The organism is Bradyrhizobium sp. MI1.3 (assembly GCF_055811695.1).
Genome location: NZ_JBVVPQ010000074.1, coordinates 1 through 21,373, shown reverse-complemented (window position 1 = coordinate 21,373; position 21,373 = coordinate 1). Strand labels below are relative to the sequence as shown.

The window sequence follows — 21,373 nt, the reverse complement described above, 5'->3', positions numbered from 1 at the left end:
GCCGATCACCGTCCCTCATGATGAGGCCCTGTGTCCCGGCCTGCGTCGAAAAAAGACGCCGACCGCAGCGGATCGCCGGTATCAAGCGTCTCTGCCAGCGATGCGATCACCTGGCTGGAGCGGTCCCGCCACTTGGCAGCCCTTTGCGCTTGTCCGAGGCTCTCATAGACCACCGCAGTCGTGCGATAAACCCGCCAGGCGGCGTGCGGTAGCCTGGCATGGCGGAGAATCGAAGTGGCCGCCGCCAAATGCCCGCCGGCGAGTTGCGTATCCTGCTTCACGATCGCAATTCTCGCCATGGCCTCGTAGCACAGCGCGAGAAACGGCCGGTCGGGTGCCGCGCTCGTCACCTCGTGAAATTGGTTGGCCGAGCTCTGGGCGCGGTCCAGATCGCCAATCGCGATCCAATAGTCGCAGCAAGTCAGCAGATAGTGGGGGATGACCAGCGACTCCATCGGCACCCGGTCGACCTCCATTCGCCGCTCCATCGCATCGAGATGCTGCCGCGCCCGAGGCAGGTCGCCCATCCTGACATAAGCTCGCGCCAGCAGGTTCCTGCCGACGAAGAAGGTGAACGGATTGGCCTCGATCATCGGGCCGAGCGCATCCTCCGCACGCCGTGACGCGCTGCCATATTCCTCCGCCTCGGAATACAGCCATCCGATCGTGAGATGACACAGCGCGACGGCCTGCGGATTTGCATTCCGCTCCGAGATAGCCAACGCGGAGACGACGTTTCGTTGCGCCCGTCCCCATTCACCGAGATAGATCTGGGCAAACGCCTCGACCGATTCATAGAGGACGAACAGATAGACGTCACCGACCAGGCGGGCGAGCTCCTTTCCCCGGGTCGTCGCATCGCAGCAGGCCGGGTAATTCGCGCGCAGGAATTCCAGCACCATCTCCATCGAGCAGCGTCGCAGCCGCATGCTCACATCCTGCTCTCCGGTGATCAGCGCTGACGCATGCTCGGCAAGATCCGCATTCTCGCGATCCCAGCCGCGGAGCATCAGCTTCAAATTGGCAACGTTCCCCTGGACCAGAGCACTGAATGCGGCGTCGTCGATCGCCCTGCTCTTGACAAGGGCCTGTTCCGCAACAGGCAGGCTCTGGCGTCGATCGACGTAAAGACAAAATCTGCTGAGATCGACCAGCGCGTTCACCTCTTCGCGCACGTGCCCGTTCTCCGCCGCGTGCGCGACGACGGCGCTGAGATCCTGCAGGGAATTCAGGAAATCTCCACTGGCCCGCCAGGCCCAGGCGCGCTGAAGCAGCAACTTCAGACGTGTCGCCACCTGAAACTCCGGCGGCAGATGCGGCACCAGTTCCAAGGCGCGGGACAGGTAATTGGCGGCCTCGCGCGTGCTGAACCTTCGCGCCGAGCCCTCGGCCGCCGCGCCCAGATAATGCATCGCCTTCGGGAAATCGCGGCCCAGTTCGAAGTGGCGCGCGACAATCGCGGCGATCTCCGCAGCCTGCGGCCCGTAGCCCTGCTCGAGCCCCGACCCAAGCAGCGCATGGGTTTTCGTGCGGCGCGCCGGCGCGAGCCGCTGGTAGAGGATCTCCTGGTAAAGCGCGTGCTGGAACGCATAGCGACCGGAGACGCCTCCGTTCGGCCACTCGGTCATGCCAGCCACGACGATAATGCGATCGGTCCGTGCCAGGTCCTCGCACATCTGCTCGACATCCAGCACGGGACGGTCCAGCGCACCGGCGATATGGAGCGCGGAAAACTCCGCTCCCGCCGCACTGGCGACCTCGAGCAGGCAGCGCTCGTCCACGGTGAGGTGATCGATCTGCTGCTTGATCATTCCTTCCAGATCGCGCGGCATGCTGTCATGCGAGGCCGCGTCTTCGCTGACCAGCCGCCAGCCCAATTCGTGCTCGACCAGCGCGCCTTGCGCCACGAGATGATCGAGCAGAGACGACACGAACAGAGGATGCCCGCCGGTTCGCGCGAAGATGCGCTCGACCAGCTCTCTGGCGAAATCGGCCGAGTTGAAGCGCAGCGAAAGATAGCGTTCGACGTCGATGCCGGTCAGTCGATCGAGCGCGAGCTCGGTGGCGTGTCCATGAATCCGCAAGTCCTGGTGAACGGCACGGATAGGATGTCCGCCGACGGCGACTTCCATCGGCCGGTAGGTGGCCAGCACGAGGATAGAAGCCCTCCGATCCCGGCGCGCAAGCCGGGAGAGCACATCCACGGTGGCAAAGTCGCTCCAATGCAGATCTTCCAGGATGATCACCCATGGTCGCGTGACGGCGAGATGTTCCATGAGATCGGCAAATTCGCGCAGCATGCGCTCCCGGGTTGCGCCAAAGACCTCATGCTGGAATGCGGCCCGGTCTGCTTCTCCGAGGAATCCGGGCATTTGCGCGAGCCAGGTCGGCGCGTGCTCGCGGATCGACGTCAGCAGCGATGCTCCGTCGGTTCGACGGCAGCACTCGTTCAGCGCTCCGATCAGCGGAAGAAAGGCCTCATGGGTGCCGAACAACTCGTTGCAACTACAGTGCAGCACGCCCAGTCCCTGCTGGTTCATCCTGTCGAGCGTCATCTGCAAGAGGGTTGTCTTGCCGATCCCGGCCTCGCCGGTGATGAAGACGACCTGACGCTGTCCGGTACGAGCGAGTTGCAACGCCTTGTCCAGCGTGTCGAGTGCGCCCGTGCGCCCGACCCTCCAGTGCCGCCGTCGATCGGCAGCCTGCTCCGTGACGGACGCCGCCTCCTCTTCGGGCGCCCGCTCGATCGCAGGCAATTCGGCGGTCGCGACCGCCGCAATGAAGCGATAGCCGCGCCGCGTGACCGTCTCGATGTAATTGGGGGACTGCCTGTCGTCGCCGAGCACCGAGCGTAGCGCGTTCACGGCAACGGCGAGGCTCGACTCGCTGACGTGTAGATCGGACCAGACTGCGTCGAGCAACTCTTCCTTGGTGACGAGTTCACCGGGCCGACCGACGAGATAGCAAAGAACCTCGAACGGCTTCGGCGCCAGCGCGATCCGCTCCCCGCCTCGCCACAATAGCGCGTTGGCCCGGTCGAGGCGGAATTCACCAAAGGCAAGCGCGTCTGTACGCACGGCTCCGACCCCCGGATGATCCCTGATCTTAAGGCAAAGCTCAGCCAAATGTAAGGGCACGCTAAAGACCTGCGCCCTGCGCCGGTACTAGCGTCGGCCTGTCCATTTCAGAGACGCCGGTAAGTCGTCGGACGGCCTTTTCATCACGCTGTCATTTCAGTCGACAGGCAGTCGATGCCTGAATTTTGGCAAGGAGTTGGCCATGAGCATTTTAAAACATTTGGCGATCCCGCCTCTCGCTTTGGCCATTCGCCATTACGACGTCAGGGTCATATTGGGCGTCACCGTCCTCAGCCGCATCTTCCTCGTCGCCATCTACCTTGCGTGCGGCGGCCCGGGCCTGTCCGAGTTCGATCTCGCCAACACGATCGCGCTGCCATGAGCTCGGGACCGCTCGAATGGTGCATCGAGATCGCGATCATCGTCGCGATCTGCATCGGGATTGTCGCGGGCGGGCATGGCCGGCTCGTCGTCCCGCATCACCGGGTTCAACGCGCGCAAGCCGATCGGGCCGCTTGCGTCCAGCAGCCCCCAAACCTCTTCAGCGTCGCCGCCCTGCGGCGAGCGGGTCCGCCCGTTTGATCGATCACCAATACGCGCGGTGATAGTGCCGGTAATACGGCCGGTAGTAGCCGTAACGAGGGCCGAAATACGGGCGGTAAGGCCGATAGTAGCGCGGATAAGCATAGGCCGGACCATAGCCGTAATAGGCCGGCGCATAACCATAGCCGTAGCCATAACCCGGATATCCGTAGCCGCCGTAGTAGGGCCCACCGCCATAGTAGCCATAGCCGTAAGGCGCGCTGCTGGCGATGGCTCCTGCGATGATCGCGCCAGCGGCAAGGCCGCCGAGACCCCATCCAAAACCTCGGCCGCGCCAGTGCACCTGCGTGACATCATCGCCGACGGCGGCCTTCATGGTTGCGACATTGGTGGGCAGCGGAGCCGCCGCGGCTTGCTCCATTCCTCCCGCTATGACCGCAGCGGCGAGCGAACAGGCGACTGCCGTTTTCCAGATCCTCATCGTCTTACTCCTTTCTGACGTTTGGCTTGGACATGGATCGCAGCGCCATCCTCGGGCATCCTGGCGCGAGGTCAAAGCCTCGAGTTTTGCGTGCACCGCACAAGACGCATGCCTCCATTCTGATCAACCGGGTCCCGACGGGCTCGACAACCTCACCGCGTGTGACACCGGCAAGACGGTGCCTGGGGCCCGATCACCGCGGCAAAGCATTAAGCTTCCGGCGCATTCGCAACCAACAACCACCTTCCCGATTTACTATTCGTGCCGTTACTATCGGTTCCAAATGAGCGCGGCCGGGAGGCTTCTCGCGAGCGCCAGAGTTGTGGGAGAATGACATGAGTGCCGCGAGACCCGAGCCGCTTGCCCGTCAGGCGCTGGCGTTCGTCCTGGCCGGCGGACGCGGCAGCCGGCTCCTGGAGCTGACCGACCGACGCGCCAAGCCCGCGGTCTATTTCGGCGGAAAATCCCGCATCATCGATTTCGCACTGTCGAACGCGGTGAACTCGGGCATCCGCCGCATCGCAGTCGCCACCCAGTACAAGGCGCACAGCCTGATCCGGCACCTTCAGATGGGCTGGAACTTCTTCCGTCCCGAGCGCAACGAGAGCTTCGACATCCTCCCGGCGAGCCAGCGTGTCTCCGAAAACATGTGGTACGTCGGCACGGCCGATGCGGTCTACCAGAACATCGACATCATCGAATCCCACGCCTGCCGTTTCATCGTGGTTCTCGCCGGCGACCATATCTATAAAATGGATTACGAGGTGATGCTGCGCCAGCATGTCGACAGCGGCGCCGACGTCACCGTCGGGTGCCTGGAGATGCCGCGCCAGGAATCTTCCGGCTTCGGCATCATGCATATCGACGAGAACGGCTGGATCAAAGAGTTCCTGGAAAAGCCGAAAGATCCGCCGCCGATGCCGGGCAAGCCGGACGTCTCGCTCGCCAGCATGGGCATCTACGTGTTCGACGCGAAATTTCTGTTCGAGGAGCTCAAGCGCGACGCCGAGGATCCGAATTCCAACCACGATTTCGGCAGGGACATCATCCCCTACCTCGTCAAGAACGGCCGCGCCATGGCGCACCAGTACTCGACCTCCTGCGTCCGCTCCGGCAGCGACCCCCGCGCCTATTGGCGCGATGTCGGCACCGTCGACGCCTATTGGGCCGCCAATATCGACCTTACCGACGTAGTGCCCGAGCTCGATTTGTTCGACAGCGCCTGGCCGATCTGGTCCTATTCGGAGATCACACCACCGGCAAAATTCGTCCACGACGAGGAGAGCCGGCGCGGCCAGGCCGTGAGCTCGCTGGTCTCGGGAGGCTGCATCATTTCCGGCGCCTCGCTGCGGCGCTCACTGCTGTTCACCGGCGTGCGCGTCAACTCCTACGCCAATGTCGAGAACGCCGTGATCATGCCCTACGTCAATGTCGGTCGCGGCGCGCGCCTGAAGAACGTCGTGATCGATCGCGGCGTCGAGATCCCGGAAGGGCTCGTCGTCGGCGAAGATCCCGAATTGGACGCAAGACGCTTCCGCACCACCGAGCAGGGCATTTCGCTCATCACCCAGCCGATGCTCGACAGGCTCAATACATGACGCCTGTTCGCGTCCTCGCGGTCGCCTCTGAAGTTTATCCCATCGTCAAGACCGGCGGCCTCGCCGATGTCGCGGGAGCGCTGCCGATTGCGCTCAAGGCGCATGGCGTCGAGATGCGCACGCTGATGCCGGGCTATCCGGACGTGATGCGGGTGCTGGGCGGAGCCGACGAAATCCGGCGCTGGCCGGATTATTTCGGCGGACCCGGACGTCTGCTCGCCGGCTCGCATGACGGCCTCGATCTGTTCGTGCTCGACGTGCCGCATCTCTACGCACGGCCTGGCAACCCCTACGTGACGGTCGAAGGCGTCGACTGGGCGGACAATGGCGTGCGGTTCGCCGCGCTGTCGCGCATCGCGGCCGATATCGGCCACGGCCTCGTTCCTGCCTTCGTGCCCGACGTGGTGCATGCCCACGATTGGCAGGCCGGGCTGGCGCCGGCCTATCTGCACTACGACAATCGGCCGCGGCCCGCCACCGTGATGACCATCCACAACATGGCCTATCAGGGCAAGTTCGCGCCCGAGCTGATCGGTTCGATTGGCCTGCCCTGGCGCGCCTATGGCGTCAACGACCTCGAATATTTCGGCGGCATTAGTTTTTTGAAGGCCGGCCTGCAATTCGCCGATCGCATCACCACGGTCTCGCCGACCTATGCGCAGGAGATCCAGACCGACGAGGGCGGCATGGGGTTCGGCGGCCTGCTTCGCGCCCGCGCCAACGTGCTGAGCGGAATCCTCAACGGCATCGATGTATCCGTTTGGAATCCGCAAGAAGATCCGCACATCGCCTACCGCTTCGGCGCGGAGGACCTCACGTTCCGGGCCGCCAACAAGGCGGTGCTTCAGCAACAGTTCAATCTGGATTCCTCGGACGAAGCGCCATTGCTCGGCGTCATCAGCCGCCTGTCCTGGCAGAAGGGGCTCGATCTCCTGCTCGAGGCCATCCCGACCATTTTGCGCGAAGGCATGCAGCTCGCGCTGCTCGGCAGCGGCGACCGCGATCTCCAGGATCGCTATCAGGCCGTTGCGCGCGCGCACCCTGGCCGGATCGGAGTCGTGATCGGCTACGACGAGATCATGGCGCATCTGATCCAGGCCGGCTCGGACGCGCTCATCGTGCCCTCGCGGTTCGAGCCGTGCGGCCTGACCCAACTCTGCGCGTTGCGCTACGGCGCCGTGCCCATCGTTTCGCGCGTCGGCGGCCTCGAGGATACCATCGTCGATATCGGCGAGGCCGATAAATCGGGCCAGGACGCCACCGGCTTCAAGTTCGGTCCTGTGACTGCGGATGCTCTCGCGGGCACGCTGCGCAAGGCCAACATCGCCTTCCACGACAAGCTGACCTGGCGCCGCCTGCAACTGAGCGGCCTTGCGACCGACGTGTCCTGGCGCAACCGCGCCGGTGACTATGCCGCGCTCTATCGCGGCCTCATGACCGCGCGCGCCTGAGGCACGACATCGTCGAATCAATGCTATAGAGCCGTCATGGACCCGTTCTTGATCAAGCTGATCGGCTTTGCCGCCGCGACCTGCACCACCGTGGCCTACGCGCCGCAAGCCATCAAAGTGTGGAAGACCCGCTCCACCGGCGATATTTCGCTCGGCATGTTCCTGGTCATGGTGCTGGGGCTGGCGCTCTGGCTCGTCTACGGCCTGCTGTCGGGCGACGCGCCCCTCGTCGCCGCAAACGCCATCACCATCGTGCTCGCCGGCGGCATCCTGTTCATGAAGCTGAAATACGGGTGAGCTCGAAGCTGCGTAGGGCGGATTGGCCGAAGGCGTAATCCGCCGCCTTCATTGCGGCCCGATGGTGGATTACGCTTCGCTAATCCACCCTACGATTCATCCGAACACATACGACGCCATCGCGACATTCGCGACCTCGTCGACGAAGACGCGCTTGCCCGCGTCGCTGCCGGCGGCGCCAGCGGCTACCATCAGCGGCAGCAGATGATCTTCGCGCGGATGGGCAAGGCGCGCGCTCGGTGCATTCTCCCAGTCAACCAGCATCGCGTTGCGGCGCGCCGCGTCCTCGTGGCTGATCGCCTCGTTCAGATACGCCTCGAAATCATACGAGACCGGCTTCGACTCGGCACGGCCGAACCCGCGCATGTTGTGATAGGTCAGCCCGCTGCTGACGATCAGAATGCCTTCGTCCCGCAGCGAAGTGATGGCCTGGCCCACCCTGATGTGCTCGGCCGGATCGTAAGTCGATCTCAGCGACAGCAGCACGATCGGCATGTCGGCGTTCGGATACATCAGCCCGAGCGGCACGAAGGTGCCGTGATCGAAGCCCTGGTTGGGATCCTCCCGGCAATCGACGCCCGCGCGCATGAGCAGCGCCTTCACCTCGGCGGCGAGCTCGGGCCGCCCCGGCGCCGGATATTTGAGGTGGTAGGTGTGCTCGGGAAAACCGTGATAATCGTACACCATCGGCGGATGCGCCGAGGTGGACACGGTGAAGGCGTCAGCCTCCCAATGTCCTGATATGACGAGCACGGCCTTCGGCCTCTCCGGCAAGAGCTGCGGCAGCTGGCCGAACGCCCCGGCGGTTTTCGCATATTGCACCCGCCTGTCTTCCATGAACGGCCAGGGACCGCCGCCATGCGACAGGAAGAAGGTCGGAAATCGCACCATGAGCGAAGGCTCGTTTCATTGGCAACGCGCGTGCGAGCTGCCCGCGCGATCGGCCGCGAGCATAGGCAAACCCGTATGGTTAGCAAGACGTTAACGATTTTTCGCCCAGAGTCCGGGGGGTAGCCGAAGGAGTCGGCCAGCAGCCAGGGACGTGAAATGAAGAAGTTTGCGTTGGGGGACGTGGTCAACAGCGACAAGGGCCGCCGCGGCGTCGTTCGCGCCGCCTACAAGTCGAAGGAAGGCCAGCAATTCTATGCCGTCGAGAAAGACGGCGCGATGGATTATCTGGAGGAAGACCGGCTGAGCCCGGCGCCGCGCGTCGAACTCGCGGCTTAAATCCAACTCAACCTGCCCTAACGCCCGAACCGGTCCAGGCGCTCCGACCAGGGGTCGTCTCCGCTCGCGATGCGATCGTTCGTGATCAGCAGCAGGCGATCGCTGCCTGCGGCCGCGTCCCAATGGGGCAGGTCCGCACCGTTGGGATCGCCGCTCTTGGCGAAATTGATCCAGTAGGCACGCATGCGATTTGCGACCTCGCGATCGGCTCGTGACAGGATGCCCGCACCCGGCATGCCTTCCACGCCGAAGATGAACTGCAATTCCCGCCCGTGACCGCCCTCGGGGTTGGCGCGCCGTGCCTCCGGCACATAGGCGAAGCGATAGCGAAAGGTGGGCGCACCGCTGGCGGCGTGCAGGCGCGCCAGCAGTCTCACCGGCTCGGAGAAGATCTTGTCGGTGTAAAACCTTGCCGCGCGGCTGGAAGATCTGGCGAGGTCAGAATAGAGCCTGCGCAGCTCATCGCTGGTGGTGCCCGACGATGCCAGCTCTTCCCGGATATCCAGCTCGTCGTCGAAACCGGTCTCGTCGTCGTTCGAGCCGATGATCAAGGGAATGCGGCTCTCATGTCCGGCCGCGAAGCCCGCGGCGACATCCTCGCTCACCAGACTTCCATCGATCGTCGGCCCAAAGCTGCGCGGTGATTTTTCCAGGAGATGTTTTTCGACGGCAAGCAGGCGTCGCGGCTCGGCTGCGCGCAAGTCGGCCTGTCGCCCCATAGCCGCCATGAATTGCCGACCCACAATCTCGGCCTCTTGTGCCGAACGCAGGCGCGCACGGCCGGGGATCGATTGCAGAATGGCTCTCTGGAAGAGATCGCGCGATTGCTCAGACAGCATCAGCAGCGCGATCGAGGTCGCGCCTGCGCCACTGCCGAACAAGGTGACGTTGGCGGGATCGCCGCCGAAGGCCGCGATGTTGTCGTGCACCCAATGCAGCGCCGCGATCTGGTCCATCAGGCCGTAATTACCGGAGCCGCCTTCCGACAGCGCGGGATCGCTGAGCCAGCCGAACGCGCCGAGGCGAAAATTCACGGTCACCACGATGACGCCGGCTTGCGCGAGCCTGGCACCATCGAACAGCGGATCATTCGCGGTGCCGCTGACGAAAGCGCCGTCGTGGATGAACATCATCACCGGCAGCGGGCCGTCGACCCCAAACGGACGGAACACGTTCAGCGTCAGGCAATCCTCGCTCGAACCCGGCAGCGAGGGCTGAAGACACGGCGCGCCATAGGCATAGGCGGTGCGCATCTCCGAACTCTCGGGCGCGGCCTGCGGCGGACGCCAGCGCAGCGGCCCGATCGGCGCGGCCGCATAGGCCAGCCCCTTGAACGAGGCTATCTCGCCTTCGACGGCGCCAAGCATCTGTCCTTCGCGCGTCAGCGCAAATGGAAATTGGCCGACCGGCTGGGCCACGGCCGAGCCGGCGCAACAGAGGACGAGAGACGTCGCAAACAGCGCGAACACGGACCGCATCTTCGGAGCATCTCGATGCGCGGAAGGATTTTGGGCAGGTTATGTCCGTGGCCCGCTGCGAGGCAAGCGCCGCGGCTGCGCCTAGCTCCGCTTGGCCGCAAGCTCCGCCAGTGCGTGCCGTGCGATGATGCCGAGTTCACCGAGCGTGGTGTGACCGGACTGCGCTGCCTCGATCAGCCGCTGGGCGATGAACCTGCGGCTGTCGTGATCGCCGCCGTGCGGCAGTTGGCGGCACGTCTCCTCAAGGACGACGTCCATGTTCGCTTTGGTCCGTTCACTCAACTCTGTCATGACGCCCGTCGGCACGCGTGGCAAAAACAAGAGCATACACAGGTGGATCGACCCTGATTAGCCCGGGAAATCACGGCCATTGTGCATCGCGATGCGTGTGCTGCCGCAACATTCACGCGGCCATGATGACGCCGCAAATGGCTACCGAAGATTGCACATGCCGTGATGACAAGCCGAACCTGCAGCGATAGCCTGCCGGCAAAACAAAACAGACGGGAGGAAATGCCATGCCTGATGCAATGGTTGCTGCGCGTGCCTTCTGACGCGGGGCGCGGAACCAGCCAGCAGGTCGATGTTGCCGTGGTCGGTGCCGGATTTGCCGGCCTCTATCTTCTCCATCGGCTGCGCAAGGCCGGCCTGACGGCGGTCGGCCTCGAAGAAGCCGGCGACGTCGGCGGCACCTGGTACTGGAACCGATATCCCGGCGCGCGCTGCGATATCCAGACCATCGATTACAGCTACACCTTCGATCCCGATCTCGAGACCGCCTGGACCTGGTCGGAGAAATACGCGACCCAGCCGGAGATCCTGCGCTATCTCGGCTTCGTCGCCGACCGCTATGATCTCAGGCGTGACATCCGCTTCAAGACCAAAGTCACGGAAGCGAAATGGGACGAGGCCACCGAACGCTGGCAGCTCACCACCGACAATGGCGCAGCGGTCTCCTGCCGCCATTACATCATGGCCACCGGCTGCCTCTCGGCGCCGAAGCCGCCGGAGATCGACGGCGTCAAGGACTTCAAGGGCGAGGTCTATTTCACCGGACGCTGGCCGCATGACGGCGTCAATCTCGCAGGAAAACGCGTCGCGGTGATCGGCACGGGATCGTCGGCCATCCAATCGATCCCGCTGATCGCCGAACAGGCCGCACACGTGACCGTGTTCCAGCGCACGCCGAATTTCGCATTACCGGCGCATAACGGCCCTGCGCCTTCCGATCGCATGAGCCTGCTGCAAGGCGATCGAGCGGCCTATCGCGAGCAGGCGCGCCAGTCGATGGCCGGCGTGCCCTATCCGCAGCAGACGGTCGTGAGCTGGCAATTAAGCGATGCCGAGCGTCGTGAGCGGTTCGAACGCGCCTGGGCGGCCGGCGACCTCGTCCACATCCTGACCCAGCTCTGGGCCGACCAGGCGGTCGACATCGACGGCAACAAGATCGTCCAGGACCTGATCCGCGAGAAGATCCGCGCCGCCGTCAAAGACCCCGAGACCGCCGCGGCGCTGATGCCGGACGATCATCCGTTCGGCGCCAAACGTCCCTGCCTCGATACCAACTATTACGCGACCTACAACCGGCCGAACGTCACGCTGGTCAATCTGCGGCAGGAGCCGATCAAGGCGATCACCTCGAGCGGCATCACCACGGGCACGCGCAGCGTTGACGTCGACGTCATCGTGTTCGCGACCGGCTTCGACGCCATGACCGGCGCGATCCGCGCCGTGCACCCGATCAGCGGACGCGGCGGCAGATCGCTCACCGATGTCTGGGCGCAGGGGCCGCAGACCTATCTCGGGCTCACCGTCGCAGGCTTCCCGAACTTCTTCATGATCACCGGCCCCGGCAGCCCGTCGGTGCTGTCGAACATGGCAGTGTCGATCGAACAGCATGTCGACTGGGTGGTCGGTCGTCTCGCAGCATTGCGCGACGCCGGCTTCACCACGATCGAGCCGACCGCGACGGCGCAGGCCGGCTGGGGCAGGCACATGGCCGACTGCTCGATGGTGACGCTGCACCGGCTCGCCAACACCTGGTACACCGGCGCCAACGTTCCCGGCAAGGTGCAGGGGCTGATGCCCTATACCGGCGGTGTCGGTCCCTATCGCAGCATCTGCGACGAGGTCGTCAGCCGGGGCATGCTCGGCTTCAAGCTGACCGGCCCCGATGTCGCCGCGCAATGCAATGACGGCGAGGTGGTGCGCCTCCAGCCAGATGTGCGGCTGGTGCTGAACCTGCTGGCGTCGCTCAACCTGCCGCCGATAGAGTCGATGGGCGCGCTCGGCGCTCGCGCCTTCGTCGACGAGTTCAACAAGGGCCGCCCGGCTGGACGGCCGATCGGCGAGATCGTCGACGGCACCCTGCCCGGCGCCGACGGCCCGCTGCCCTACCGGGTGTACCGGCCGGCAACACCGGGGCCGCATCCGGTCGTGGTCTATTTCCACGGCGGCGGCTGGGTGCTCGGCGACGAGCAATCCGACGAGCCGTTCTGCCGCGACATGGTGCGGCGGACCGGCATGATGCTCGTCAGCGTCGGCTATCGTCATGCGCCCGAGCATCGTTTCCCGGCCGCGGCCGAAGACGGCTACGCGGCGACGCGCTGGATCGCGGAGCACGCCGCCGCGCTCGGCGGCAGGCCGGGCCCGGTGCTGGTCGCGGGCTGGAGCGCCGGCGGCAACATCGCCGCCGTCACCTGCCAGCTTGCGCGCGATCGCGGCGGCCCTGATATCGCGGGTCAGCTCCTGATCTGCCCGGTCACCGACTGCAGCTTCGACCGCCCCTCCTACAACGACAATGCGACCGGCTATTTCCTGACCCGGTCGCTAATGTACTGGTTCTGGGACCTCTATTGCTCGCCGGCCGACCGCACCGATCCGCGCGTCTCGCCGCTCCGCGGCAAGGTCTCAGGGTTGCCGCCGGCCTTCGTCGTCACCTGCGAATTCGACCCCCTGCGTGACGAAGGCATCGCCTATGCCGAGAAAATGGCTGCCGCCGGCGTCCCGGTCGAGCAACTTAGGGCGCGCGGCCATTTCCATTCGTCGTTCACCATGGTGGACGTGGTGATCACCGGGGTCTCCGGCCGGGTGCAGATGGCCGAGGCCTTGCGGCGCTTCGCCGGGCTTCCGCCCGAAGTTGGTCGCGGCGATGAGACCAGCCACAGTCACACCGGCCCAGGGCATAGAATCGCCGCGGCCGCGAGCTGAAAGCGAACATTGGCCGGGAACTATTTCCCCGTCATCGCGTTTGGTGCTGTGGCATTGAGATGCAGTAATGGGTGTAGGCCCCGGTACGCAGGATCGTGTGCCGGGGTTCTTTTTGCGTGAGGCGGGACGATGGGGGACGTAGTTGGGGATTCAAAGGTCGATTTTGGTGTCCTTGCGGTGCTGCATAAATGGCCATCGCTTGCGAACCGGCGACGGTCGGACCGAGCGTCGTACCAGGTGATCGAGGGCACGCTCGACGAATGCATCTCGGCGTTCATGGCGAAGCCGGCGGCGACCCGGCATCTCTATGAGATCCGCACGATCGCGCAGCCGCCGCTGGTCACGGACATCCTCTCGCCTGAGCACATCACCGAGCTGGCGCGCCTGCGCGAATTTCTCTGATCTTCGCAGAAGCTTGCTGACCGCAGGAACCTTCTTCCGGTTTTTCCCGTTGATGGTGATCGGAAGCGAAGGCGTGAGTGCCTCACATGCTTGAAGCCGGCGTGCCAGCCCCGGTCGTGCCCTATGGCGCAGACCAGACCCTGTTCGTGGTGATCGACCGCCTCGACAAGGCGACCGAAATCCGTGTCGAGCGAAGCGATCTCGACGCCACGATTGGCGAACTCGTCGCCGGCTGCTTCAACGACCCCGTCAAGGTCATCTCCTTCAACACGCTCGAGCACTGGATGAAGGACATCTCGACCGACGTCGCCGGCGAGATTCGGGCGCGCTGCGACATCGATGGCGTGACGCTGCCCGACTATCTCAGCGACTTCGTCGAGAGCCATAGCTGAGCGTGCATGGAGGATGAAAATCAGGCGCGCCGGTACTTGCCGGCGATGACCTCGATCTCGCGGCGGCGTTCGCCCGCGAAGGTCAGGAGCTTTTCGATCGTCAATGTATCCGTGATCCGTTTGGCCAGCCGCTCGGCGCGTGCGGCCTGATCTTCGAGATACTGGATCGTGGTCAAACGCCGCCCCCAATTGCTTCGGTGGATTCCCGAATTGCTCGGTATCCATGGTGCGCTGGAGGCGGCTAACAGTCGGTTAAGCACAGCATTTCGGATCGATGTCACTGCAAATTATCGCACCACGTCGAGCCGGACATTGGTGACACCCTTGTCGACCATGCCGAGCGCCTCAGCCGCGGAGGGAGAGATGTCGACCACGCGTCCGCGAACATACGGCCCGCGATCGTTGATCCTGACGGTCACGAACCGGCCGGACGAGACATCGGTGACGCGCAGCTTAGTGCCGAACGGCAGGCTGGGATGGGCCGCGGTCAATTCGTTCTTGTCAAACCGCTCGCCGCTTGCCGTCTCCGTGTCCGAATAGAAGCTGGCGACGCCGTGCGAGACGCTTTGCTTTGCATCACCGTCGGGGACGCGCGCCCGGCTGATCGGACGCGGATGCAGCGCCGCCACCCTGTGCGGTCGTTCGACAGCGGCTTGGCGGTGGGTGCCGAGATCGGCCTTCTGGCGGCCGACCGGCGATTGCGCACACGCCGCAAGCGACGCCGCGCCGATGACGGCGAGCAGGATCCGGCACAGGGTTGCCGGCGAAATCCGGGCAGTTTCGGCACGTGCAAATCGAGACATGATGCGCCCTCCGAACGGCCCCGAGTTTCGGTGGGCAATGAGGGCAGAACCTTGTCGGAACGAAAGCGCGCCTGAGGCCGCAGCCGTTTCGCGTTTAGCTGTGACGATTCCACCACACTGGCTTGTCCTGAATCGAGACAGACTCGTCGGAGAGGCCCGATACGACGCGCCAGATCATCGGGCGCATCTGCGGCTGAACCTCGCCAGGCTCGGCGTCGCTCCTCGAGAGTCGCGCGAGCTCGCGCCAATAGAGCCGCCGCCAGCCGGTTTTCAGGCTGGCGAGAAAGTCGAGCTCCCGTTGTGTCAGCGTGCACATCATGAACCCGATCCGGTTGCGAGAGCCGCGTCGTCAGCCGACGAGGCCTCCCATCGGCCTGACGTCGGCGCTGCCCGGGAAGACGGCGTCTGCGAGCACCTTCTCCTCGACACGCAGATGATCCCTCAGCAGGCCCTTCAACACTGCGCGCAAATCCGTGGTCGGCTTGAGATCGCGATCCTCGAAGAGTTGCGCCGGCTTCAGGCCCGGCCAGTCCGCGATCACGCGGCCACCGGTGAGCCCGCCGCCGATCAGGAAAGCGACCGTGCCCGTACCGTGGTCCGTGCCCTGCGTACCGTTGATGCGCGCGGTTCGCCCGAACTCCGTGACAACGGCCACGACTGTCTCGCGCCACGCTTCGCCCATGTTGCTCTCGATTGCGGCAAAGGCGCCGTCGAGCGCACCGAGCAGATTGTAGAGCTGGCCCGAGGCCGCGCCCTCGGCGATGTGCGTATCCCAGCCGACGAAGCCCATGGCGCCGACGCGCGGACCGTCGGGCTTGGCGAGATAGCGCGCGGCCGTGCCGGCGGCTTCGGCGAAGTAGGCGCGGACGCGCGCGATGCCGGGCGGCGCCAAGGTCGGATCGTCAGACATCGGATCGCCCGTGCCCGATGCGCCGCCGAGCGAAGCGAGCTTCATGCGGGCCTGGAGCACGGTCGCAAGCTTCGGATCGGTGTGCTGGTAGAGATCGAGCAGGCGGTTCTGCGTGTCCTCGCTCGCCGGCAACAATCGCTGCGGCACCCATGTCATGACAGGCGCCGAACCGCGCACCACCAGCGGCGTCACGGAGCCGATGCCGAGCGCGCGGCTGCCGCGCGGGTCGACACGCCCGCCGGATTCCAGCGCGAGCAGCGCGCGGTTGAGCCATCCCGAGCTGGTCATGCCGGGCTTGACGAGCCCGCTTTCCAGCACGTCCTGGCCGTCGAAATGCGAACGCTCGCGATAGGGCGTCGCGGTGGCATGGACGATGGCAGCCTTGCCGCTCTTGTAGAGCCGATGCAGGTTCGGCATCGCCGGATTGAGCGCGAAGAAGGCATCGAGCGGCAGCGCTGGCGGCTTGCCGTCCAGCACCAGCGCACGATCGCCGCGCAAGGAAATCCAGTCGGGATCGCCGACCGGCGCAACCGCGCCGAGGCCGTCGAGCGCTCCGCGCAGCACGATGACCAGCAGTCGCGGATCGCGCCCTTCGGCGCGCGCGATCCCAGGCATCTGGCTCCACGCGAACAGCGCGCCGGACCCGACCAGAAGCTCGCGCCGCGTGGGCAAATGATTGACGACGCCCATGCTCACCTCCTCTGAAAATCCGCCGACATGAACAAGAGCGCCAACGCCTGCTGCCGGCTCTCGGCACGGCCGACCGCCTGCTTCACCTCGGGCGCGATCTCGGATCCGAAGACGTCCTCGATGATCGCCTGCGGATCGGCCATGCCAGTGATGCGCTCGGCGAAATTGTTGGCGACGTCGAGCCGCCGGCCGACGCCGTCGATCCAGCTGGGCTCGTCATCCGGATAGCCCTTCGGCGCCGACGGACGCCACAGCGCCTCGCCGAGCAGTTCCTGGCCGCCGGTGAAGCGGACGGGATCGACGACCGTGATGCCGGTCGCACGCACCATGCCGACGACCCATTCGCCGGGGCGCTTGAGCTTTGACGGCGGCCCGCGCCAGGCCTCGTCCGAGGACACCATCGCAATCGCGACCTGCTTGAGATCGCCCTCGGTGTCGCGAAAGGTTTTTGCCATCTGCTCGACCAGCACCGGCGGCGGATCGTCGGCGACGAAATGGCGCGCGAGCTTGGTGGCGACATGGGTCGCGGTCGCGGGATGCGCGGCGAGATCGCGCAACACGGCGCGGCCCTGCTCGGCATCCTCCTGCTCGTAGCGCTTGCCGAGCACGGTCTGTCCGCCGGGCTCGTGCAGCCGCGGATTGAAGGTGAAATCGCCGCCGTGCTGAGGATCGGCGCCCGGCGGCACCAGCGTCCAGCCGGTCAGCACATTGGCGAAGCTGATGACGTCGTCCTGGGTGTAGCCGGCGCGCACGCCGAGCGTATGCAGTTCCATGATCTCGCGCGCGAAGTTTTCGTTGAGGCCGCTGCTACGGTTGATGCCGGCCGTCGAATTCGCGCCCATCGAACCAAGATTGTCGAGATAGACCAGCATCGCCGGATGACCCTCGACGGCCAGCAGGAGATCGACGAAGCGGCCGAGCGCATTTACGCGAACGGCTTCGCGCTCATAGGCGCCGGACATGCTCTGGATCCGGTTGGCCGAGACGCAGAAATGGTTGGACCAGAACCACACCAGCCGCTCGGCGAAACCGATGTCGGCGGAAAGCGCAGCTTCGGTGCGCACCTTGGCTTCCTGCAAATAGATCGGACGTCCGGGATCGGGAATGGCGTCGGCTGCCTGCTTGGCCGCCATCTCGGCGGCGTCCTTGTCCGCTCCCTGCCCTTGCGTCTGGTCTTCCGACATGGTCGGCGTCGCCGCCACCTGCTGCTTTTTAGCCTGCTGCTGGGCCTGCTTGGCGCGCGCCGTGCGCCGCGCATTGGCATCGGCCACGGTGCGATAGGCCTTTGCGCTGGAGGGGAGGGTGGCGGCAGCGTTCAGGACGAGCGGACGGTCGAGCTCGGCGATCAGCGCGCCACGCGGGTCGGTCCCGACAGCCGCAATCGATCCCGGACGCGGCCCCATTCCGAAGCGATGAAGCGCCAGCACAGAATCGGCCTTTGCAGAACTGCTCATAACGAATGCCTAATTCTTTCGAGCCTGCCGACGGTGTCGGCGCGAAGCTACGAACCGTAATGCTACGTATTGTAGCATTCACGACGTGAGTCTGCAAGCATAGATTGAGCGACCGCCGCCACGAACTCGGGCGCCACCACTCCCGCAGAGCGGCAGCGGCGCTCGTCCTAAAAATTCGGCCCGAGCGCGATTTTCGTGATCGTGCCGTTTCTGACACCGATGCGCCATTCCGCCGAACCGTTGGCGAACTGGGCAACATAGATATCGCTGTCGAGCGCGGTGACGCCGCGGAAGGAGACCGCACGCAGCGCACCCAGCCGCGTCAGAATCGCCTGATCGAACGGAAGCTGCGCGCGTGTGATGTCGGCGACTTCCGACGTCATGCGCTCGTAGTCCGGCTGTCCCCGGCCGACGCCCTCGATGTAACGGCGCAGCATCTCCTCGCCATTGGCGATCGGAACGGCGCGCCGCGCTGCGCGACCCGGACGCGCGCCGAGGTTTGAGGCCTCGACATTGTGGAAGCGCGTTTGCCGACCCGGCACCAGGATCTCCATGCACCGTCCCGACTTGTCGGCAATCACCCACGGATTGTTCACGGTGGTGGTGGAAGCCCAAGTCATGTTGGGCCTGACGACGCTCTGCGTCTTGCGATTGCCGTCGGCATCGAGATTGAAGACCTGGATGTCGTCGCCCATCTCGTTATAGACCATGATCCTGATCGGCGAGGTGCCGGCACGGCCGCGCACGTTCGCCTCCTCCGAGCAAGGCACGATGCCACCGAGCTCGTCGTTACCGTCGGCTCGGAAGATGACATCGCCGGCCTTGCCATCGGGCTCGAGCAGCAGGCGGAATTCGGCCGTGCCGTTCTCGAACTTCGCGCCATAGATGTCGTAGCCGCCGGGGCCGACGCCGCGGAAGAAGATCGATTCCAATCCGCCGAGCGCGACGAACGTCGCGTGCATTTCATTGAGCTGGCGGTGGATCTTGGCGGCGAGCGGCGCGCTCATGCGATCGTAGTTCGGCGTGCCGGCGCGCAGATCCTCGATCCCGCGCACGATCATCTCCTTGCCGCCGACCGCCGGGACCTGCTCCCTGAAGCGATCGGGGACTTCGGCAAGGCGGCGCGCGAAATCCGCTTCGACGGCCTGAGCCACCGCCGCATCGACGCGGGCTGCGAGGCGGGCGCCGAAAACCGCACTTTGGAGCAACACGCGCGAGACCTTCGACTGCTCGTCGCGCAGGAAGATCACGAGATGGTCGCCGCGGAAGGAGAAGGCATCAGTGCCCTCGGCCAGGACTTGCGTCGTACCCTGCCCGGTTTCCTGCAACGAGAGACGGTCGCCATCGCGGCGCACGGTGAGCACGCGGTTCGGCGCAATCCTGTACCAGCCGACATATTGGTCGAGCGAGGCAGGTTCGGTCGTCGGCGCCGGCATCTCGGCGACGCGCAATGCGCGCACGTCGCGGCCGTTGAGCCGCAGCATCAGTTCGGAGGAGCGGCGTTCCGCGTCGAGCGGGAACGTGATCTCGCCGGACGAAGCCATGTAGGACGCGGTGCCGTCACTGCCGACCGTCAGGCGCAGCCGACGTTGCCCGGTGAGCTGGCCGTAGAGATCGTCACCCTCGCGGAAGATGGCGAACACCGAGCCCGGGCCCATGGCGTAGAAGTTGACGAAGGGGCGGTAATGCTGGGCCGGCACCTCTCCACTATCGGCGGCGAGCGGCGCAGGCTCCGGGGTGCGATAGGCGATCATGCCGGCGGACACGATCACGGCCGGGACGATCGCGGCCGCGATCCACAGCCGCTTGCGCCAGCCGACCGCGACCGGCATCACGGCAGTCGCGATGATGCGCTCGACGCGCGCGCGCACGGTCGAGGCCCGCGCCATCGCGAGCTCGACCGGCCGCGGGTTTACCGTGCTTGCGAAATCAAGCAGGATTTCCGCATAGGACAGCCGATCGTCGATCACCTCGATCGCCTCGGCGTCACTGATGATCTCGGCAAGTTCGGCAAGACGCGCGAGCTGCCACCAGGCGAACGGGCTGAACCAGAACACCGCGCGATTGAGGGAAGCGAGCAGGAGGATATAGAAATCGCGGTTGGCGACATGCGCGCCCTCATGCGCGAGCACCGCGAGCCGCTTCTTGGCGTCCCAGCCGGCAAATTGCGGCGGCACCAGAATGGTCGAGCCAAACGTGACGGGGCCGCCGACGTCGCGGCTGACGCGCACATCGGCGTCGACCATCTGCAGACCGTTGATCGGTCTTGCCGCGCGCGCGAGGCGCCAGGTCAGACAGAGGCCGATGGCCAGCCGCAGCAGCAACAGGCTGGCAACGCCGGCATGGACGACGGTGGCGATCAGCCACCAATTGATCGAGACGCCGCTCTGCGCCGGAGAAGCAATCGCCGCGCCGGGCGCGATCGGCTGCATGGGCTGCGGCATCTCAAACATCGAGATATCAGCCGGCAGGACATCAGCCGGCACCGATACCGGCAATGGCAGCCGAGTGATCGTGACCGTCGGCCAATGCATCACCAAGGGCATCGCCAGCGATGCCAGCAGCACGACGACCCACGCCGTCATGTGGACGTGCGGATTGCGCACGCGAAACAGGTTGAGACCGAACCAGACGACGCCTCCCAGCACAAGGGAGCGCAGCGCCGCCTCCGCCAGAGTTGCGATCATTCTTTCTTCACTCCCCTCGCCTTCTTCGCCTTGGCCACCTGGTCGGCCAGCGTGCGCAACTGCTGCTGGTCGAGCATTGCATTGTCGACCATGCCGACGAGGACCTCCTCCATCGAGCCGTTGCAGAACCAGTCGACGATGCGCTGCACCGCCTTGGCCGCAACCCGCGCGCGCGCTTCGGCTGCGTGGTAGACATAGGTGCGTCCGTCCACCGTGTGCCGAGCATAGCCCTTTTCTTCCAGCCGGCGCAGCACCGTGCGGACCGTCGATTCCTTCAGCCGACGCGACAGCTTCTCGCGCACAACCTCGGCCGTGACAGGACCATGGGCCCAAACCAGTTGCATGACCTCGTGCTCGAGGTCGCCCAGGTCCGGCAAACGATCGTCCATGGCGGCTTACCTTGGTTTCGCATTTTCTTGTAACGCTACAGAGCGTCGCATATACGCCCGCGCCGCGCAACGGAGTTTCTACCTGAAATGGTATCGCGTGCTGACCGAACCGCGGAAATAACCTCTCGCAAGTCGGATCGACTTTCGATCGGGCTAGCAGACTGCCGGGGGGGGCGCCCCCCCGGGGGGGGGGGGGGGGGGGGGGGGGCGGGGGGGGGGGGCCCCCCCCCCCCCCCCCCCCCCCCCCCCCCCCCCCCCCCCCCCCCCCCCCCCCCCCCCACGAC

Annotated in this window: 19 protein-coding genes and 1 pseudogene; 8 read left to right on the top strand and 12 right to left on the bottom strand. The window is 65.1% G+C overall.

Annotation, left to right across the window (positions count from 1 at the left end):
• Positions 1 to 5 precede the first annotated feature (5 nt).
• Positions 6 to 3,077: an ATP-binding protein gene (locus AC0L3A_RS33610; RefSeq protein ID WP_473255977.1), complete on the bottom strand. Its 3,072-nt coding sequence runs from the start codon at positions 3,075 to 3,077 to the stop codon at positions 6 to 8.
• Between the two features lie 202 nt (positions 3,078 to 3,279).
• On the opposite strand from AC0L3A_RS33610, the gene AC0L3A_RS33605 reads away from it, so the two are divergent.
• Positions 3,280 to 3,459, top strand: a complete 180-nt coding sequence (locus AC0L3A_RS33605; RefSeq protein ID WP_007601079.1) for a hypothetical protein — start codon at positions 3,280 to 3,282, stop codon at positions 3,457 to 3,459.
• A 204-nt stretch (positions 3,460 to 3,663) separates the two neighbouring features.
• Here the strand turns inward: AC0L3A_RS33605 and AC0L3A_RS33600 are convergent, their stop codons facing one another.
• Positions 3,664 to 4,101, bottom strand: a complete 438-nt coding sequence (locus AC0L3A_RS33600) for a hypothetical protein (RefSeq protein WP_007601077.1) — start codon at positions 4,099 to 4,101, stop codon at positions 3,664 to 3,666.
• 335 nt (positions 4,102 to 4,436) lie between these two features.
• On the opposite strand from AC0L3A_RS33600, the gene glgC reads away from it, so the two are divergent.
• The 3 genes from glgC to AC0L3A_RS33585 are packed head-to-tail and all read left to right on the top strand — an operon-like array spanning position 4,437 to position 7,447.
• Positions 4,437 to 5,699: a glucose-1-phosphate adenylyltransferase gene (gene glgC / locus AC0L3A_RS33595; RefSeq protein WP_007601076.1), complete on the top strand. Its 1,263-nt coding sequence runs from the start codon at positions 4,437 to 4,439 to the stop codon at positions 5,697 to 5,699.
• Entirely contained in the window at positions 5,696 to 7,150 is a 1,455-nt protein-coding gene (gene glgA, locus AC0L3A_RS33590; protein WP_473255976.1) for a glycogen synthase GlgA, read from the top strand. Before glgC ends, glgA begins: the two co-directional genes overlap by 4 nt.
• Before the next feature lie 36 nt (positions 7,151 to 7,186).
• Positions 7,187 to 7,447 carry a SemiSWEET transporter gene (locus AC0L3A_RS33585; RefSeq protein WP_007601071.1) on the top strand — a complete coding sequence of 87 codons (261 nt, stop codon included), beginning with the start codon at positions 7,187 to 7,189 and terminating at the stop codon, positions 7,445 to 7,447.
• 96 nt (positions 7,448 to 7,543) lie between these two features.
• Here AC0L3A_RS33585 and AC0L3A_RS33580 read toward each other — a convergent pair whose 3' ends face one another.
• Entirely contained in the window at positions 7,544 to 8,338 is a 795-nt protein-coding gene (locus AC0L3A_RS33580) for a DODA-type extradiol aromatic ring-opening family dioxygenase (protein ID WP_473255975.1), read from the bottom strand.
• Positions 8,339 to 8,494: 156 nt separating this feature from the next.
• Here AC0L3A_RS33580 and AC0L3A_RS33575 point away from each other — a divergent pair, with 156 nt between their 5' ends.
• A complete protein-coding gene (locus AC0L3A_RS33575) occupies positions 8,495 to 8,674 on the top strand; it encodes a hypothetical protein (RefSeq protein ID WP_007601069.1) in 180 nt (59 codons plus the stop codon).
• A 17-nt stretch (positions 8,675 to 8,691) separates the two neighbouring features.
• Here the strand turns inward: AC0L3A_RS33575 and AC0L3A_RS33570 are convergent, their stop codons facing one another.
• On the bottom strand, positions 8,692 to 10,152 hold the full coding sequence (locus AC0L3A_RS33570; RefSeq protein ID WP_219683491.1) for a carboxylesterase/lipase family protein: 1,461 nt from the start codon (positions 10,150 to 10,152) through the stop codon (positions 8,692 to 8,694).
• Between the two features lie 81 nt (positions 10,153 to 10,233).
• Positions 10,234 to 10,410 (bottom strand): hypothetical protein, encoded by a 177-nt coding sequence (locus AC0L3A_RS33565; RefSeq protein ID WP_245286002.1) that lies wholly within the window; start codon positions 10,408 to 10,410, stop codon positions 10,234 to 10,236.
• A gap of 260 nt (positions 10,411 to 10,670) precedes the next feature.
• Between AC0L3A_RS33565 and AC0L3A_RS33560 the strand changes: the two are divergent.
• The 3 genes and pseudogenes from AC0L3A_RS33560 to AC0L3A_RS33550 all read left to right on the top strand — a co-directional run bounded on the left by AC0L3A_RS33560 (position 10,671) and on the right by AC0L3A_RS33550 (position 14,156).
• A pseudogene (locus tag AC0L3A_RS33560) lies at positions 10,671 to 13,362 on the top strand (flavin-containing monooxygenase).
• Between the two features lie 129 nt (positions 13,363 to 13,491).
• Positions 13,492 to 13,764: a hypothetical protein gene (locus AC0L3A_RS33555; RefSeq protein WP_007601058.1), complete on the top strand. Its 273-nt coding sequence runs from the start codon at positions 13,492 to 13,494 to the stop codon at positions 13,762 to 13,764.
• Positions 13,765 to 13,850: 86 nt separating this feature from the next.
• Entirely contained in the window at positions 13,851 to 14,156 is a 306-nt protein-coding gene (locus AC0L3A_RS33550) for a hypothetical protein (RefSeq protein ID WP_007601056.1), read from the top strand.
• Between the two features lie 20 nt (positions 14,157 to 14,176).
• On the opposite strand, the gene AC0L3A_RS33545 is transcribed toward AC0L3A_RS33550, so the two are convergent.
• From AC0L3A_RS33545 to AC0L3A_RS33515, 7 genes are all read right to left on the bottom strand, one after another.
• The gene (locus tag AC0L3A_RS33545; RefSeq protein ID WP_198288273.1) at positions 14,177 to 14,332 is read right to left on the bottom strand and encodes a hypothetical protein; all 156 of its coding nucleotides are present in this window, start codon (positions 14,330 to 14,332) and stop codon (positions 14,177 to 14,179) included.
• Positions 14,333 to 14,443: 111 nt separating this feature from the next.
• Positions 14,444 to 14,959 carry a septal ring lytic transglycosylase RlpA family protein gene (locus AC0L3A_RS33540; protein WP_007601053.1) on the bottom strand — a complete coding sequence of 172 codons (516 nt, stop codon included), beginning with the start codon at positions 14,957 to 14,959 and terminating at the stop codon, positions 14,444 to 14,446.
• A 94-nt stretch (positions 14,960 to 15,053) separates the two neighbouring features.
• Positions 15,054 to 15,278 carry a hypothetical protein gene (locus AC0L3A_RS33535; RefSeq protein ID WP_007601051.1) on the bottom strand — a complete coding sequence of 75 codons (225 nt, stop codon included), beginning with the start codon at positions 15,276 to 15,278 and terminating at the stop codon, positions 15,054 to 15,056.
• A gap of 30 nt (positions 15,279 to 15,308) precedes the next feature.
• Positions 15,309 to 16,559 (bottom strand): DUF1501 domain-containing protein, encoded by a 1,251-nt coding sequence (locus tag AC0L3A_RS33530; RefSeq protein ID WP_007601049.1) that lies wholly within the window; start codon positions 16,557 to 16,559, stop codon positions 15,309 to 15,311.
• Positions 16,560 to 16,561: 2 nt separating this feature from the next.
• Positions 16,562 to 18,013 carry a DUF1800 domain-containing protein gene (locus AC0L3A_RS33525; protein WP_473255974.1) on the bottom strand — a complete coding sequence of 484 codons (1,452 nt, stop codon included), beginning with the start codon at positions 18,011 to 18,013 and terminating at the stop codon, positions 16,562 to 16,564.
• A 167-nt stretch (positions 18,014 to 18,180) separates the two neighbouring features.
• The gene (locus AC0L3A_RS33520; protein ID WP_473255973.1) at positions 18,181 to 20,700 is read right to left on the bottom strand and encodes a M56 family metallopeptidase; all 2,520 of its coding nucleotides are present in this window, start codon (positions 20,698 to 20,700) and stop codon (positions 18,181 to 18,183) included.
• The gene (locus AC0L3A_RS33515) at positions 20,697 to 21,089 is read right to left on the bottom strand and encodes a BlaI/MecI/CopY family transcriptional regulator (protein ID WP_007601043.1); all 393 of its coding nucleotides are present in this window, start codon (positions 21,087 to 21,089) and stop codon (positions 20,697 to 20,699) included. The genes AC0L3A_RS33520 and AC0L3A_RS33515 overlap by 4 nt, the downstream gene beginning before the upstream one ends.
• Positions 21,090 to 21,373 lie beyond the last annotated feature (284 nt).

Bases quoted from the DNA above. Each gene is read 5' to 3' on its own strand.
- AC0L3A_RS33550 (WP_007601056.1), top strand. From the start codon at position 13,851: ATGCTTGAAGCCGGCGTGCCAGCCCCGGTCGTGCCCTATGGCGCAGAC.
- AC0L3A_RS33540 (WP_007601053.1), bottom strand. From the start codon at position 14,959: ATGTCTCGATTTGCACGTGCCGAAACTGCCCGGATTTCGCCGGCAACC.
- AC0L3A_RS33525 (WP_473255974.1), bottom strand. From the start codon at position 18,013: ATGAGCAGTTCTGCAAAGGCCGATTCTGTGCTGGCGCTTCATCGCTTC.
- AC0L3A_RS33575 (WP_007601069.1), top strand. From the start codon at position 8,495: ATGAAGAAGTTTGCGTTGGGGGACGTGGTCAACAGCGACAAGGGCCGC.
- AC0L3A_RS33585 (WP_007601071.1), top strand. From the start codon at position 7,187: ATGGACCCGTTCTTGATCAAGCTGATCGGCTTTGCCGCCGCGACCTGC.
- glgA (WP_473255976.1), top strand. From the start codon at position 5,696: ATGACGCCTGTTCGCGTCCTCGCGGTCGCCTCTGAAGTTTATCCCATC.
- AC0L3A_RS33530 (WP_007601049.1), bottom strand. From the start codon at position 16,559: ATGGGCGTCGTCAATCATTTGCCCACGCGGCGCGAGCTTCTGGTCGGG.
- AC0L3A_RS33605 (WP_007601079.1), top strand. From the start codon at position 3,280: ATGAGCATTTTAAAACATTTGGCGATCCCGCCTCTCGCTTTGGCCATT.
- AC0L3A_RS33570 (WP_219683491.1), bottom strand. From the start codon at position 10,152: ATGCGGTCCGTGTTCGCGCTGTTTGCGACGTCTCTCGTCCTCTGTTGC.
- AC0L3A_RS33535 (WP_007601051.1), bottom strand. From the start codon at position 15,278: ATGATGTGCACGCTGACACAACGGGAGCTCGACTTTCTCGCCAGCCTG.
- AC0L3A_RS33600 (WP_007601077.1), bottom strand. From the start codon at position 4,101: ATGAGGATCTGGAAAACGGCAGTCGCCTGTTCGCTCGCCGCTGCGGTC.
- AC0L3A_RS33565 (WP_245286002.1), bottom strand. From the start codon at position 10,410: ATGGACGTCGTCCTTGAGGAGACGTGCCGCCAACTGCCGCACGGCGGC.
- AC0L3A_RS33555 (WP_007601058.1), top strand. From the start codon at position 13,492: ATGGGGGACGTAGTTGGGGATTCAAAGGTCGATTTTGGTGTCCTTGCG.
- glgC (WP_007601076.1), top strand. From the start codon at position 4,437: ATGAGTGCCGCGAGACCCGAGCCGCTTGCCCGTCAGGCGCTGGCGTTC.
- AC0L3A_RS33520 (WP_473255973.1), bottom strand. From the start codon at position 20,700: ATGATCGCAACTCTGGCGGAGGCGGCGCTGCGCTCCCTTGTGCTGGGA.
- AC0L3A_RS33580 (WP_473255975.1), bottom strand. From the start codon at position 8,338: ATGGTGCGATTTCCGACCTTCTTCCTGTCGCATGGCGGCGGTCCCTGG.
- AC0L3A_RS33515 (WP_007601043.1), bottom strand. From the start codon at position 21,089: ATGGACGATCGTTTGCCGGACCTGGGCGACCTCGAGCACGAGGTCATG.